Here is a 13964-nt window from a genome sequence, read left to right as displayed (position 1 = left end):
AGCAGGCCAGGGCACCTGCGACGATAGGGGCGTGGCAGGTATGAAAGGCAAGCAGTCGGTCCGGGACATGATTCTTTCCCTGGGCCTCATCTCGCTCATGGCGGGTGTCATCTACATCTTCATTCCGCATGACGACTCCGAGCCCGATCTCAAGCGTGTCGACTATCAGGTCGAGCTGCTGACGGCTCGCCGTGCGGCGAGCTATCCCGTGGCGGCGCCCGAGGGTCTGCCGTCGGCGTGGAAGGCGACCTCGGTGCGGTACGACGGCAGCGAGTTCGACGCCTGGCATCTGGGCTTCCGTGCCCCCGACGGTCAGTACGTGGCGGTCGAGCAGTCCACTCAGCGGCCGGCGGTGTTCATCGACACGGCGAGCCAGGGCGCCCGGCAGACGAAGGCCACCGAGCGCATCGGCGACCGGACCTGGCGGCGCTACGAGGGCGACCACTACGACGCCCTCGTCCTGGAGGGCAAGGGTTCCACGACGGTGGTGACCGGCACCGGGTCGTTCGGCACGCTGGTGAAGATGGCGGAGTCCCTGAAGACCTCCTAGCGGCGACCGGTACGGCCGCCGCAGAACCCCCAAGGCATGGAGAAGGGCCCCCGGCGGCGCGCCGGGGGCCCTTCTCGTTCGCTGGTGCCGTCGGTCAGACGGTCGTGATGACCTGGTCGGCCTCGAGGCGCGGGGAGCGCGGGAACCAGGCGTCCTCGCCCGGCTTGCCGATGTTGACGATCATCAGCGGGGTGTGGTCGTCGTCCAGGAACTCCTTCTGGACACCGGCGAGGTCGGCGCCGGTCATCGGGCCCGCGGCGAGGCCGGCGGCGCGGACGCCGATGATGAAGTACGCGGCCTGGAGCGCGGCGTTCATCGCGGCGGCGCTCTCACGGACCGGGCGCTCGGAGAAGAACATGTCCTTGGCGGCGGGGAAGTGGGGGAGCAGCGCCGGCAGTTCCTCGTGGAACTCGTTGTCCGCGGAGAGGATCGCGACCAGCGGGGCGGCGGCGGTCTTCGCCTGGTTGCCCTCGGCGAGGTGCTGCACCAGACGCTCACGGGCCTCGGGGGAGCGGACCAGGGTGATGCGCAGCGGCGACTGGTTGAAGGCGGTCGGGCCGTACTTGACCAGGTCGTAGATCGCCTGAACCTGCTCGTCGGTCACCGGCTCGTCGGTGAAGGTGTTCGCCGTGCGGGCCTCGCGGAACAGCAGGTCCTGAGCGGTGGGGTCAAGGACGAGAGACATGAAGAACCTTCTCGGTATGTGCGGTGGATCCGGGGGGATCTGTTGGCGAGTACGACAGTACGTCGAGGAGGTTTAAAGTTCAACCAAAAGCGGGGCGTGGTGATCCGCTTCACAGGCGGAGGGATCGAAAAAAGGGGGCCCGCCGTCTCGCGGGCCCCGCTGCAGCTACTCGGAATCGGAGAAGGACGTCACCCCGCCGCGGACGCGCCCGTCACGAGGACGTGGGGCCGCTCGTCACCCGGAGTCGCGGCACCGCACGTCACCTCGAGCAGGCGCCGGACCTCACTCGGATCCGGAACCGGCGCCCTCGGCGCCTTCCCCCTCCGCGGACTCCTCGGCCAGGGCCGCGTCCAGACGGGCCCGAGCGCCCTCCAGCCAGCGCCGGCACACCTTGGCCAGCTCCTCGCCGCGCTCCCAGAGCGCCAGGGACTCCTCCAGGGTCGTACCGCCCGCCTCCAGACGGCGTACGACCTCGATCAGCTCGTCCCGTGCCTGCTCGTACCCGAGCGCCTCGTCCACCTTGCTGGTCATGCGCCCACCCTATGCATCGACTCGAACCGTGAATTCACCCTCGGCGACCCGCGCCCGCAGCGTCTCGTCCGCCGCCACCTCGGCCGGGTCCCGGACCACATGACCGTCGGCCCGCTGCAGCACCGCGTACCCCCGCTGGAGGGTCGCCGCGGGGGAGAGGGCCACCACGCGCGCGTGGGTGTGCGTCAGCTCCGAGTCCGCGCGGTCCAGCAGATGGCCGAGGGTGCGCCGCCCCCGGTCGAGCAGGGCGGACACCTGGTCCGCCCGCTCGTCGATCATCCGGTGCGGATCCTCCATCGAGGGCCGGGCCAGCGCGTGCGCGAGGCCGCGCTCCTCGCGGTCGATGAACGACTGGACGCAGCGCCGCGCCCGGTCCCGCAGGAACCGCACCCGCTCGTACTCCTCGCCGACGTCCGGCACGACCTTCTTGGCGGCGTCCGTCGGTGTGGAGGCCCGCAGGTCCGCCACGAGGTCGAGCAGCGGGCTGTCCGGCTCGTGCCCGATCGCCGACACGACCGGCGTACGGCAGGCCGCGACCGCGCGGACGAGCTGTTCGTCGGAGAACGGCAGTAGATCCTCCACGCTGCCGCCGCCGCGCGCCACGACGATCACGTCGACCTCTTCGAGGGCGTCCAGCTCCTTCACCGCCTGCACGACCTGCGGTACGGCGTGGACACCCTGCACGGCGACGTTGCGCACCTCGAAGCGGACGGCGGGCCAGCGGTGCCGCGCGTTCTCCAGCACGTCACGCTCGGCCGCCGACGCGCGCCCGCACACCAGCCCGATGAGCTGCGGCAGGAACGGCAGCGCCTTCTTGCGCTCCGCCGCGAACAGCCCCTCGGCCGCCAGCGACTTCTTGAGCTGTTCGAGACGGGCCAGGAGCTCTCCCACTCCCACCGGTTTGATCTCGGTGGCGCGCAGGGAGAGCTGCCCGCGCGGCGCGTACCACTCCGGTTTGGCGAGGACCACCACCCGGGCGCCCTCGCTCACGACGTCGGAGACCGCGTCGAAGACCTGTCGGTAGCAGGTCACGCTCACCGAGATGTCGTACGACGGGTCGCGCAGCGTCAGGAAGACGACGCCCGCGCCGGGGCGCCGCGACAACTGGGTGATCTGCCCCTCGACCCACACCGCGCCGAGCCGGTCGATCCATCCCCCGATGAGCCGTGACACCTCGCCGACGGGCAGCGGAGCGTCCGCGGACGTGTTGAGAGCCATGCGCCCGAGCGTAGTGGGCCCCACCGACAACGCCCGTGCGGTCCGCCACGGTTCGAGGCCGTCGGCCACGGCTCGCGGCCGTCCGCAGCGGTCCGGCCCCTGGCCGTGCACGGTCCGGCCCCCGTCGGGTGGGGTGCCGCCCCCGGTCGGGGACTACCCCGTCGCGGCCCCAGCCCGCCCCCGTTGGGCGAACAGCACCACCAGCCCCGCCGCCAGCCACACGAGGCCCGTCACCTGGGCCGTTCCCGACGCCTCGGCGATCACCGCGACGGTGATCGCGGCCCCCAGTACGGGCAGGAGCACGTGCCGCCACCACACCACGGGCCCGCCCAGATGCCGTACGGCGAACCAGCCCACCACCGACGCGTGCAGCAGCGTGAACGCGGTCAGCGCGCCGATGTCGACCACCGAGACCAGCTTGTCCAGGCCGTCGTCGCGGCGCGCCGCCCAGACGGCGGCGACCGTCGTGATCACCGCCGCGCACAGCAGTGCCGCGCGCGGCACCCCGGACCCGGTCCGCGCCAGCGCCCGCGGCAGCCGCCGGTCGCGGGCCATCGCGAAGACGATCCGCCCGGCCGCGGCCTGCCCGGCCAGCGCCGCGAAGGCCGCGCCGACCGCCTTGCTCACGGCGACCAGGTTGTGCAGCCACGAGCCGACGGCGGCGTCCACGGCGTCGTAGAACGCCGGTCCCTGGAGCGCGGGGTCGGCGGCGAGCCGCGCGGACGGCAGCGGCTCCAGCAGCGCCGCCAGATAGGTCTGCGCCACGAACAGCACACCCGCGAGCACGAGACAGAACAGCACCGCGCGGGCGACCTTCTCCGAACCGCCCGTGACCTCCTCGGCGAAGGAGGCGATCGCGTCGAAGCCCAGGAAGGACAGGACGGCGACCGAGACGGCGCCGATCACGGCCGACAGCGCGAACGCGCCCTGCGTGCCGTCACCCGACAGCGGGGACAGCCAGTCGCGGTGCGCGCCGTCGCGCGCGAGCACCACGGCCGCCGCCACGACGAAGACGACGAGGACCACGATCTCCGTCGCGAGCACCAGGAAGCCGACGCGCGCCGCGGTGCGGACCCCCAGGAGATTGAGGGACGTCGTGACGAGGACGGCGAGCGTGGTCCACACCCACCGGGACACCTCCGGGACCAGCGCGTTCATCGCGATCCCGGAGAACAGATAGGCCACCGCCGGGATGAGCAGATAGTCCAGCATCACCATCCACCCGGCGACGAACCCGGCCGCCGGGCCGAGCCCCGCGCGCGCGTAGGCGAACACCGAACCGGCCTGGGGGACCACCCGGACCATCTGGGCGTAGCTGAAGGCGGTGAACGCCATGGCGGCCGTCGCGACGACGTACACCAGCGCGACCGCCCCGTGCGACCTCGCGTCCAGCGTCCCGAAGATCCCGACGGGCGCCATCGGCGCGATGAACAGCAGGCCGTAGACGACCAGGTCCCGGAAGCCGAGGCTGCGGCGCAGCCCCCGCCCGGCGGGGTCCGCCTCGGCGGTGGCCGGTGCTTCGGACATCGTGCCTCCCGGGAATCGCCTGGTCCCACCCCCAGCGGCTGTCCACAGTCTCTCCGAGGAGGCGATCCCCGACCCGCCGGACGCGGCCTTACGATGGGGGCATGACCGCTTCGCCTGGCCGCCGTGTCCTGCTCGCCGCCCCCCGTGGCTACTGCGCGGGCGTGGACCGCGCCGTGATCGCCGTCGAGAAGGCCCTCGAGCAGTACGGGGCCCCGATCTACGTCCGTCACGAGATCGTCCACAACAAGTACGTCGTGCAGACGCTGGAGAAGAAGGGCGCGATCTTCGTCGAGCAGACGGCGGAGGTCCCCGAGGGGTCCATCGTCATGTTCTCGGCGCACGGCGTCGCCCCCGTCGTCCACGACGAGGCCGCCGCCGGCAAGCTCGCCACCATCGACGCGACGTGCCCGCTGGTCACCAAGGTCCACAAGGAAGCCGTCCGTTTCGCCAACGACGACTTCGACATCCTCCTCATCGGGCACGAGGGCCACGAGGAGGTCATCGGCACCTCCGGCGAGGCGCCCGACCACATCACCCTGGTCGACGGCCCCGAGGACGTCGCCAAGGTCGAGGTCCGCGACCCCTCCCGGGTCGTCTGGCTCTCCCAGACCACCCTCTCCGTCGACGAGACGATGGAGACGGTCGACGCCCTCAAGGAGAAGTTCCCGCTCCTCATCTCGCCGCCGAGCGACGACATCTGCTACGCCACGCAGAACCGCCAGCTCGCCGTGAAGCAGATGGGTGCGGAGGCCGAGCTGGTCATCGTGGTCGGATCGCGCAACTCCTCGAACTCGGTCCGGCTGGTCGAGGTAGCCAAGCTGGCCGGTGCCCGCGCCGCCTACCTGGTGGACTTCGCCGAGGAGATCGACGAGGCCTGGCTGGAGGGCGTGACCACGGTCGGTGTCACCTCCGGCGCCTCCGTCCCCGAGGTCCTCGTCGAGCAGGTCCTGGAGTTCCTGTCCGGGCGCGGCTTCGAGGACGTGGAGATCGTCAAGGCCGCCGAGGAGTCCATCACGTTCTCGCTCCCCAAGGAGCTGCGCCGCGACCTGCGCGCGGAGGCGGCCGCTCTGGTGGAGGCGCGTACGGGTGGGCCGTCCGGGAAGTGACATTCAGCCGTACGTCGTAACGTAGGGCCATGAAGATCTTCGGTGTGGACATTGGCGGATCCGGGATCAAGGGTGCCCCTGTGGACCTTGACCGCGGGGACCTCGCGGAGGAGCGCTGCAAGGTGCTCACCCCGCACCCGGCGACGCCCGACGCGGTGGCCGACGGCGTGAAGGAAGTCGTCGACCACTTCGGCTGGACGGGCCCGGTGGGGATCACGTTCCCCGGTGTGGTGACCGGCGGTTCCACCATCCGTACGGCGGCGAACGTCGACAAGTCCTGGATCGACACCGACGCGGGCGCGCTGCTCGGCGAGCGGCTGGGCGGTCTGCCGGTGACCGTGCTGAACGACGCCGACGCGGCGGGTGTCGCGGAGATGGAGTTCGGGGCGGGGAAGGGCCGCCGGGGCACGGTCATCCTGCTCACCTTCGGCACCGGCATCGGCAGCGCCGTGTTCACGGACGGCGAGCTGGTCCCGAACACCGAGCTGGGGCACCTGGAGCTGAACGGCCACGACGCCGAGAAGAAGGCCTCCACCAAGGCCAAGGACGACCACGAGCTGACCTGGGAGCACTGGTCGCGCCGTGTCTCCAAGTACCTCGCCCATGTCGAGATGCTGTTCTCCCCCGAGCTGTTCATCATCGGCGGCGGTGTCAGCCGCAAGTCCGAGAAGTTCCTGCCGCTGATCGAGGGCATCAAGGCGGAGATCGTTCCGGCGCAGCTCCAGAACAACGCCGGGATCGTGGGCGCGGCGATGCGGGCCGCGCAGATCGGCCGCTAGCGGCGACACCGCTCCCGACGGCAGGAGAGGGCGCCGGCCGACATGACGAGGGCCGCCCGCCCGCCGTCCACGGACAGCGGTACGAGGCCCGTCAGCCCGCCTGTCCGCGGGCGGGCGGGCGGGCGGCGGGCGGCCGGTCGGGTACGCGGGCCTTCGACGGGCCGTCAGCGGGCCTGTCTGCCGGGCGGTACGGCGCGTGCCCGCTCGCGCCGCTGGGCGGCCCGGCGCCGCGACATCAGACGGATCCGGCGGAGCGTCACGACGAGGACCGCGGCCAGCGTCCCCCCGTACAGCCAGCCCGCCTGCAGGGCCAGCGTGGTGACCAGGCCCATGAAGAAGCCGCCGAGCCCGCCCCCGCCGTCGTCGGTGATCGGCGGCAGCCCGCAGGCGAAGGCGATCGGCAGGACCACGGGGGCCGTCACCAGGTCGCCGGGCCGCACCCACAGCGCGGTCAGCACGCACACGGGCAGGAACAGCACCCCGTAGACCGTGGCCGACCCGCCGAACAGCAGGTGGTCCAGGCAGGCCAGCGCGAACATCGACGCGCCGCAGAACAGGCCGCCCCCGAGCCCGGTCAGCCGGGGACGCGAGGAACGGCGCGGTTGTCCGGCCGCCGCGGGCACGGGCCGCCGCGCCACCGGGCCGTCCCGTCGGACACCGCCGTTCGCCGCCCGTCCGGCCTGGGCCGGAACAGGTGCTCCGCGTCGCGGTCTGTACTGAGGGGGACGCGTCCTGTGTTGCTCCACTGGACCAACTTAGGTCGTTTTATGTGTGGAACGGCTCATCGGACACGCCGGAGACCGGCCGAAGGCGAGGCCGTGGAAAGAGCTTGGCCATGCGTTCGATACCTCGCGGGCGGGGGGCGGGCCACGCCGTAGACTGGTGGATCGGCCCGCTCTTCTGGAGGGCCCTTCGCCCATCCTCTCGTACGGGAAGTCGCAACGTGTCGCTCACGATCGGAATCGTCGGTCTGCCCAATGTCGGCAAGTCGACCCTGTTCAACGCCCTGACCAAGAACGACGTGCTCGCGGCCAACTACCCGTTCGCCACGATCGAGCCGAACGTCGGCGTGGTCGGTGTCCCCGACCCGCGTCTGACCAAGCTGGCCGAGATCTTCTCCTCGCAGCGCGTCCTGCCGGCGACCGTCGACTTCGTCGACATCGCGGGCATCGTGCGCGGCGCGAGCGAGGGCGAGGGCCTGGGCAACAAGTTCCTCGCCAACATCCGTGAGTCGGACGCGATCTGCCAGGTCATCCGTGCGTTCAAGGACGAGAACGTCGTGCACGTCGACGGCAAGGTCTCGCCCAAGGACGACATCGAGACGATCAACACCGAGCTGATCCTCGCCGACCTCCAGACGATCGAGAAGGTCCTGCCGCGCCTCCAGAAGGAGTCGCGCATCAAGAAGGACATCGCGCCCAAGGTCGCGGCGGTCGAGGCGGCCAAGGAGATCCTGGAGAAGGGCGACACCCTGTTCTCCGCGGGCATCGTCCAGGGCTCCGGCAACGAGGAACTGCTGCACGACCTCCACCTGCTCACGACCAAGCCGTTCCTCTACGTCTTCAACGTGGACGAGGACGAGCTGGTCGACGAGGACTTCAAGGCCGAGCAGCGCGCCCTGGTCGCCCCCGCCGAGGCGATCTTCCTCAACGCCAAGCTGGAGCAGGACCTCGCCGAGCTGGACGAGGAGGACGCCCTGGAGCTCCTGGAGTCGGTGGGCGCCGAGGAGCCGGGCCTGGCCACGCTGGCCCGCGTCGGCTTCAACACCCTCGGCCTGCAGACCTACCTGACGGCCGGCCCGAAGGAATCCCGCGCCTGGACCATCAAGAAGGGCGCGACGGCCCCCGAGGCCGCCGGTGTGATCCACACCGACTTCCAGAAGGGCTTCATCAAGGCCGAGGTCATCTCCTTCGCCGACCTGGTCGAGACCGGCTCGGTCGCCGAGGCCCGCGCCAAGGGCAAGGCCCGCATGGAGGGCAAGGAGTACGTCATGCAGGACGGCGATGTGGTGGAGTTCCGCTTCAACGTGTAGTCGTGCATGCCCGCACGTCGGCGGCCGAGTCGAACGTGCGGGCCGGAAGGGGCCGGACTCTGTCGAGTCCGGCCCCTTCGCCGTCCCCGCGCCGGACGGGTGCCGAATGGTGTGACGTGGGGTCGGGGAGCGGTCAGGTCTCGTACACCGTGGACCGGTGTCCCCCGTGGACGACCCGGCGTCTCCCGCGAGGAACCGGGCGAGGGTGGTTACTAAGGGGGACCTGCTGGCCGCCTGGCCTTTGTGAGCGGCGTACGGCGGGTGGGGTACGGGAGTCGCTGAATCCCGAAGGGTGTTCAGGGCCGGGCCAGGCCCGTCTTCACGCCGGCGCCGCACAGCGGCACCACCGCCTCCCGGCGGCCGAGCGCGCCCTCGCGGACCGCCGCCCAGCAGGCCACGCCCGTCGACTCCACGTACAGGCCGCGTCCCGCGAGGTCCGTCTGCGCGTGACGGATCTGGTCCTCCGTCACCGTCAGGAAGGCGCCCCCGGAGGCGCGCACCGCGCTCAGGATCTGGCGGGCCCGCAGCGGGTGCGGGATCGCGATGCCCTCGGCGAACGTGGGCGCCATCGGGGTGACGCCGACGAGGTCGTCCGCGCCCTCGGACCAGGCGCGGGCCAGCGGGGCGACCGCGGCGGACTGTACGGCGTACAGGGCCGGCCTCTTGTCGATCAGCCCCGCCGCGTGCAGCTCGGCCACGGCGAGGGCGGCACCGAGGAGCAGCGTGCCGTTGCCGACCGGCACCACGACGGCGTCCGGCAGGCGGCCGCCCAGGTCCTCCCAGAGCTCGTGGACGTACGTCTTCGTGCCGTGCAGGAAGTACGGGTTGAAGACGTGCGAGGCGTAGAACACGCCGTCCTCGTCGGCCGCCTCACGGGCCGCGCGTGCCGTCGCCTCGCGGTCGCCGTCGACCACCCGCAGTCGTGCCCCGTGCGCCTCGATCTGCTCCAGCTTCTTCGCCGAGGTGCCCTCGGGGACGTACACCGTGCACGGCAGCCCGGCCCGGGCGCAGTAGGCGGCGACGGCCGTGCCCGCGTTGCCGCTGCTGTCCGCGAGCACCTGTCGGGGTCCGAGCCGCAGCGCCAGCTCGGCCAGCAGCACGGCCCCGCGGTCCTTGAACGACAGCGTCGGCATCAGGAAGTCGAGCTTGGCGAGCACGCCCTCGCGCAGCGGGACCAGCGGGGTACGGCCCTCGCCGAGGCTGACCGTGGGCGCGGCGAGCGGCAGGCACTCCGCGTACCGCCACAGCGAGTTCACCCGGCCGGTCAGGGACGCCAGGGGAGCCGGTGTCGGCGAGAAGTCCAGGTCGAGCGGGCCGCGGCAGACCGGGCAGCACCAGGCGAGCGAGCCGGCGGGGACGCGCGTGCCGTCCGTCGGGCAGAAGCAGTCCGGCAGTGCAGTCATAGGTGCAGGTTAGACGCGCGACCGCGGGGCGCGGCGTTCCCGAGGGCCCGGCCACGTCCGTGCTCCGGCCGTCGTCCGGTCGATCCCTGCCGCGGCCCTCGCCCGTGCTCCGGCCGTTGTCCGATGGGTCCGTGCCGCGGCCCCGTCCGTGGTCCGGCCGGCGCCCGGCCGACCCCTGTCACGACGCCCGTCACGGCCCTCGCCCGCGCCCCGGTCACCGTCCGGTCGGCCTCCGTCACCGCTCCGCCCGTGCCGTGCGTACGATGCGCCCAGCCATTCGGCAGTCGTACGCGCGTTCCATCACGGATGGATGAGGAGCAAGGGAAACCGTGGCCATACCCCCGCCGCCCGGACCGCAGCAGCCCGAAGGGCAGTACCCGCCGCCGGGGACCCCGCCGTATCCCCGGTATCCCTCCCCGGAGGGCCCGTTCCAGCAGCCCCCGCAGGCCCCCTACGCGGGGCCGTACCAGCCCTGGGGGCAGGGCTACTCCCCGTACAACCGGCCCGTCCCGTTCAACGGGCTCGCGATCGCGGCGCTGGTCCTCGGCATCCTCTGCTTCCTTCCCGCCGTCGGGCTGGTGCTCGGGATCGTGGCGCTCGTCCAGATCAAACGGCGCGGCGAGCGCGGCAAGGGCATGGCGGTGGCCGGCATGGTGATGTCGTCGATCGGTGTCGTGCTGCTCGCGCTCATGGTCGCCACCGGGGGAGCCCGCGATTTCTGGGAGGGCTTCGAGGACGCGGCCGGCGACTCGGGAGGCTCGGCGTTCTCGCTGGAGGTGGGCGAGTGCTTCGACACCGCGGGCGGCTCCTTGAAGGGTGTGACGATCGACGTCGACGAGGTGCCGTGCACGCGTGAGCACGACGCCGAGGTGTTCGCGGAGTTCGAGATGTCCGAGGGCGACTACCCGGGCCAGGACGAGGCGGCCGACGAGGCCGACCGGCGGTGCTATCTGCTCCGGAACACCTACGCGATGGACTCCTGGGCCGTCCCGGCGGACGTGGCCGTGTACTCCTTCACGCCGACGGCGCAGAGCTGGCGCGTCGGCGACCGCGAGGTGAGCTGTCTGTTCGGGAACACCGACGACGAGGCCGGCCTGACGGGCTCCCTGCGCAACGACCAGCTCACGCTGGACCCCGACCAGTACTCGTATCTGAGCTCGGCGGCGGCCATCGACAACGCGCTGGACGCGATACCCGACACCGAGTACATCGACGACGACCTGCCCGCCTACAAGGAGTGGGCGGGCCACGTCTCGGAGGCGCTGGCCTGGGAGGCGGACGGGCTGCCCGCGCACAGGTTCTCGCCGGAGGCCGCCAAACTCGTCGCGGCCCTGGCCAAGGACCTGGAGCGCTCGGCGAAGGAGTGGGACAAGGCCGCGCGGGCGCCGGACGCGGACACCTTCTCCGACCACTACGAGAAGGCCCTGAAGCTCATCGACCCCGAGAAGACGGTCACCACCCGCAAGGCTCTGGGGCTCGCCACCACCCCGCCCGTGTACGACGGCGAAGGGGGCGCCGGTAGCGGCGGCGAAGACGGTCCCGGGATCGAGGTGTGACGGCAGCCACAGTGGGGAGAAAGTGCCTGCGTAATGCCCTCAAGGGCGCGCGTCATCACTTCGAGTGATTCTCTGGCCTTCGCTTGCATGGCACAACCCACGGTTGCCACGCTGTTGCTGTCTGTACAACCTGATGGGAGCGGCTAAGTGACATTCGGTGAGCAGCCGGCGTATCTGCGCGTCGCGGGTGATCTCCGCAAGAAGATCGTCGACGGCTCGCTGCCACCGCACACCCGGCTCCCCTCGCAGGCCAGGATCCGCGAGGAGTACGGGGTCTCGGACACCGTCGCCCTGGAGGCGCGCAAGGTGCTGATGGCCGAGGGCCTGGTCGAGGGCCGCTCCGGCTCGGGTACGTACGTCCGCGAGCGTCCGGTGCCGCGCCGCGTGGCCCGCTCCGGATACCGGCCGGACAGCGGCGCCACCCCCTTCCGTCAGGAGCAGGCCGACTTCGCGGTGCGCGGCACCTGGGAGTCCCGCAGCCGTCAGGTCGAGGCGAGCGGCGCGATCGCCGAGCGGCTGGCCATCCAGCCCGGCGACCGCGTGATGTGCACGAACTACGTCTACCGCGACGGCGGAGAGGCGATGATGCTCTCCACGTCCTGGGAGCCGCTCGCCGTGACCGGGCGCACGCCGGTGATGCTCCCCGAGGAGGGCCCGCTCGGCGGCATGGGAGTCGTCGAGCGCATGGCGGCCATCGACGTGATCGTGGACAACGTCACCGAGGAAGTGGGCGCGCGCCCCGGACTCGCCGAGGAACTCCTGGCGCTGGGCGGCGTGCCCGGACACGTGGTCGTCGTCATCCAGCGCACCTTCTACGCCTCGGGCCGCCCCGTCGAGACGGCGGACGTGGTGGTCCCGGCGGACCGCTACCGCATCGCCTACCACCTGCCCGTGAAGTGACCGCGCGTCACCCGGGCCGCGGCTGAGCCCGGTTGGAATCTGGCCTTTCTCAAGTGGGGGACCCGGGAACGACTTCGCCCTGCTCGCGGGCGCGCGAGGAGTCGTGGGCGGCGTGTTCGACGGCGTGCGCCCCCCGGGTCGAAGCTCCTTACTGGCCGGTTGCGTACCTCTTTGTGTAAACCCGTGTTCGCTGCGTGAAGGTAAGGCGTACGCTCGGGCATATGCGGATTGCGGTTTCGATGGAATGCGGGGTTCGACGGGGGCCCGGGGCGGGAAGTGGAGGGGCGCTATGAACGACAGCACGATCACGCTTCCCTGGCTCGTCATACGGCAGGACGACAACGGCAATCGCTATCGCGTGGGCAGGTACGCGACCAGGGCCGAGGCCCAGAAGATCGCGGACAGCCTCGACGACCGCGGGCACAAACAGCTCTACTGGGTCGAGCGGATCGGGCCGAACGGAACCCGCTGATCCACCGGGAGCCGGACCTCGTCCCGCTCCCGTAGGCTCCGGCGCATGACGGAACGGATCGTGGTGGTCGCGGGCGCCCTCGTGCGCGGCGGACGTCTGCTCGCCGCCCGCCGCAGTGCGCCCCCCGACCTCGCCGGCCGCTGGGAGCTTCCGGGCGGCAAGGTCGAACCCGGTGAGACCCCCGAACGCGCCCTCGTGCGCGAGCTGCGCGAGGAGCTCGGCATCGACACGCGGGCGCTGGAGCGCGTCCCCGGGGAGTGGCCGCTGAAGCCGGGATACGTCCTGGTGGTGTGGGCCGCCCGGCTGCTGCCCGGCTCGGCCGAACCGGAGCCCCTGGAGGACCACGACCAACTGCGCTGGCTGAGCGCCGAGGAGATCTGGGACGTGGACTGGCTGGACCAGGACGTGCCGGCGGTCAAGGGCGCACTCCCGTGGCTCGATCCGGGCGCCTGACGACCCGAGTGCCTCCTCGTGCGCCGTTCGCGCCATAGTGTGCCCCGGGCGCGGTAAAGCTCCACCGATACCGGGTATGTGCCCCTTAACCCCCCGAAACCGGGCAGGGGTGGGGTTTCTGGTCTGGGAAGTGATCGGCTTGATCGACACTGACGGCTACTGCGCCGAGTGGACCTTTCCCGCGGAGCCCGGTGCCGTCCGCACCGCCCGCGCCGTCGTCCGGGGGCAGCTCCGCGACTGGGATCTCGAATCCCTCGGCGACATCACCGCGCTCCTGGTCAGCGAACTGGTGACGAACTCGCTCCGCCATGCCACGGGACCGATCGGCGTCCGTCTCGTACGTCCCGAGGACGTGCCGGGCGCTCTGCGCGTCGAGGTCTCCGACCCGCTGCCGGACCCGCCCCGGGAACGGTCCGCCGACACCTCCGACGAGAGCGGCCGCGGACTCCAGCTCCTGGCCGGCTCGTGCCGGCGCTGGGGCACGTGGCCCGCGGACAACGGCAAGACGGTCTGGTTCGAGCTGGCCGTGCCGGACTGAGACACCGGGGCCGGCGCGCCCGCGCGGCGCGCGGCCGGATCACGCTCCCGACCCGTGTCGCGTTGTGTGGTTCGACGGGGTGCCACCTGGTTAGAAGACTGGGAGTATGTCGCGGCCGGTCCAAAAACCATCGGGACCGTGCTGTGATCGTGAACACCGTGTCGCGCGGCACCGTAGTGCTGGATACTGCGGGCAGCCGCCCCCGGTGACCGGT

General features: G+C 71.5%; 15 protein-coding genes. 9 read left to right on the top strand and 6 right to left on the bottom strand.

Annotation, left to right across the window (positions count from 1 at the left end):
- Positions 1-31 precede the first annotated feature (31 nt).
- Positions 32-550: a DUF4245 domain-containing protein gene (locus tag ACFRIC_RS21145; protein ID WP_382787842.1), complete on the top strand. Its 519-nt coding sequence runs from the start codon at positions 32-34 to the stop codon at positions 548-550.
- Between the two features lie 94 nt (positions 551-644).
- On the opposite strand, the gene ACFRIC_RS21140 is transcribed toward ACFRIC_RS21145, so the two are convergent.
- The 4 genes from ACFRIC_RS21140 to ACFRIC_RS21125 all read right to left on the bottom strand — a co-directional run bounded on the left by ACFRIC_RS21140 (position 645) and on the right by ACFRIC_RS21125 (position 4511).
- Entirely contained in the window at positions 645-1235 is a 591-nt protein-coding gene (locus ACFRIC_RS21140) for a malonic semialdehyde reductase (protein ID WP_382787840.1), read from the bottom strand.
- Positions 1236-1517: 282 nt separating this feature from the next.
- Complete coding sequence (locus tag ACFRIC_RS21135; RefSeq protein ID WP_382787838.1) at positions 1518-1766, bottom strand: exodeoxyribonuclease VII small subunit; 249 nt, start codon at positions 1764-1766, stop codon at positions 1518-1520.
- Between the two features lie 9 nt (positions 1767-1775).
- On the bottom strand, positions 1776-2984 hold the full coding sequence (gene xseA, locus ACFRIC_RS21130; RefSeq protein WP_382787836.1) for an exodeoxyribonuclease VII large subunit: 1209 nt from the start codon (positions 2982-2984) through the stop codon (positions 1776-1778).
- A 153-nt stretch (positions 2985-3137) separates the two neighbouring features.
- On the bottom strand, positions 3138-4511 hold the full coding sequence (locus ACFRIC_RS21125) for an APC family permease (RefSeq protein ID WP_382787834.1): 1374 nt from the start codon (positions 4509-4511) through the stop codon (positions 3138-3140).
- A gap of 101 nt (positions 4512-4612) precedes the next feature.
- Here ACFRIC_RS21125 and ACFRIC_RS21120 point away from each other — a divergent pair, with 101 nt between their 5' ends.
- Positions 4613-5617: a 4-hydroxy-3-methylbut-2-enyl diphosphate reductase gene (locus ACFRIC_RS21120; RefSeq protein ID WP_382787832.1), complete on the top strand. Its 1005-nt coding sequence runs from the start codon at positions 4613-4615 to the stop codon at positions 5615-5617.
- Positions 5618-5646: 29 nt separating this feature from the next.
- Positions 5647-6396 carry a polyphosphate--glucose phosphotransferase gene (gene ppgK / locus ACFRIC_RS21115; protein WP_382787830.1) on the top strand — a complete coding sequence of 250 codons (750 nt, stop codon included), beginning with the start codon at positions 5647-5649 and terminating at the stop codon, positions 6394-6396.
- A gap of 164 nt (positions 6397-6560) precedes the next feature.
- Here the strand turns inward: ppgK and ACFRIC_RS21110 are convergent, their stop codons facing one another.
- On the bottom strand, positions 6561-7034 hold the full coding sequence (locus ACFRIC_RS21110) for a DUF6542 domain-containing protein (protein ID WP_382787828.1): 474 nt from the start codon (positions 7032-7034) through the stop codon (positions 6561-6563).
- A gap of 305 nt (positions 7035-7339) precedes the next feature.
- On the opposite strand from ACFRIC_RS21110, the gene ychF reads away from it, so the two are divergent.
- Positions 7340-8428, top strand: a complete 1089-nt coding sequence (ychF, locus tag ACFRIC_RS21105; RefSeq protein WP_361685992.1) for a redox-regulated ATPase YchF — start codon at positions 7340-7342, stop codon at positions 8426-8428.
- Between the two features lie 296 nt (positions 8429-8724).
- On the opposite strand, the gene ACFRIC_RS21100 is transcribed toward ychF, so the two are convergent.
- Complete coding sequence (locus ACFRIC_RS21100; RefSeq protein WP_382787826.1) at positions 8725-9831, bottom strand: threonine synthase; 1107 nt, start codon at positions 9829-9831, stop codon at positions 8725-8727.
- A 329-nt stretch (positions 9832-10160) separates the two neighbouring features.
- On the opposite strand from ACFRIC_RS21100, the gene ACFRIC_RS21095 reads away from it, so the two are divergent.
- From ACFRIC_RS21095 to ACFRIC_RS21075, 5 genes are all read left to right on the top strand, one after another.
- Positions 10161-11387 (top strand): DUF4190 domain-containing protein, encoded by a 1227-nt coding sequence (locus tag ACFRIC_RS21095; protein ID WP_382787824.1) that lies wholly within the window; start codon positions 10161-10163, stop codon positions 11385-11387.
- Positions 11388-11534: 147 nt separating this feature from the next.
- Positions 11535-12287 carry a GntR family transcriptional regulator gene (locus ACFRIC_RS21090; RefSeq protein ID WP_382787822.1) on the top strand — a complete coding sequence of 251 codons (753 nt, stop codon included), beginning with the start codon at positions 11535-11537 and terminating at the stop codon, positions 12285-12287.
- 289 nt (positions 12288-12576) lie between these two features.
- The gene (locus ACFRIC_RS21085; RefSeq protein ID WP_382787819.1) at positions 12577-12759 is read left to right on the top strand and encodes an SPOR domain-containing protein; all 183 of its coding nucleotides are present in this window, start codon (positions 12577-12579) and stop codon (positions 12757-12759) included.
- A 45-nt stretch (positions 12760-12804) separates the two neighbouring features.
- On the top strand, positions 12805-13212 hold the full coding sequence (locus ACFRIC_RS21080) for a (deoxy)nucleoside triphosphate pyrophosphohydrolase (protein WP_382787817.1): 408 nt from the start codon (positions 12805-12807) through the stop codon (positions 13210-13212).
- A 76-nt stretch (positions 13213-13288) separates the two neighbouring features.
- On the top strand, positions 13289-13750 hold the full coding sequence (locus ACFRIC_RS21075) for an ATP-binding protein (RefSeq protein WP_382787815.1): 462 nt from the start codon (positions 13289-13291) through the stop codon (positions 13748-13750).
- Positions 13751-13964 lie beyond the last annotated feature (214 nt).

Origin of the sequence: Streptomyces sp. NPDC056738 (assembly GCF_042790435.1) — a bacterium.
GTDB lineage: Bacteria > Actinomycetota > Actinomycetes > Streptomycetales > Streptomycetaceae > Streptomyces.
Note: the sequence above shows the minus strand (reverse complement) of the source record. Positions and strands in the feature narration are given on the sequence as shown.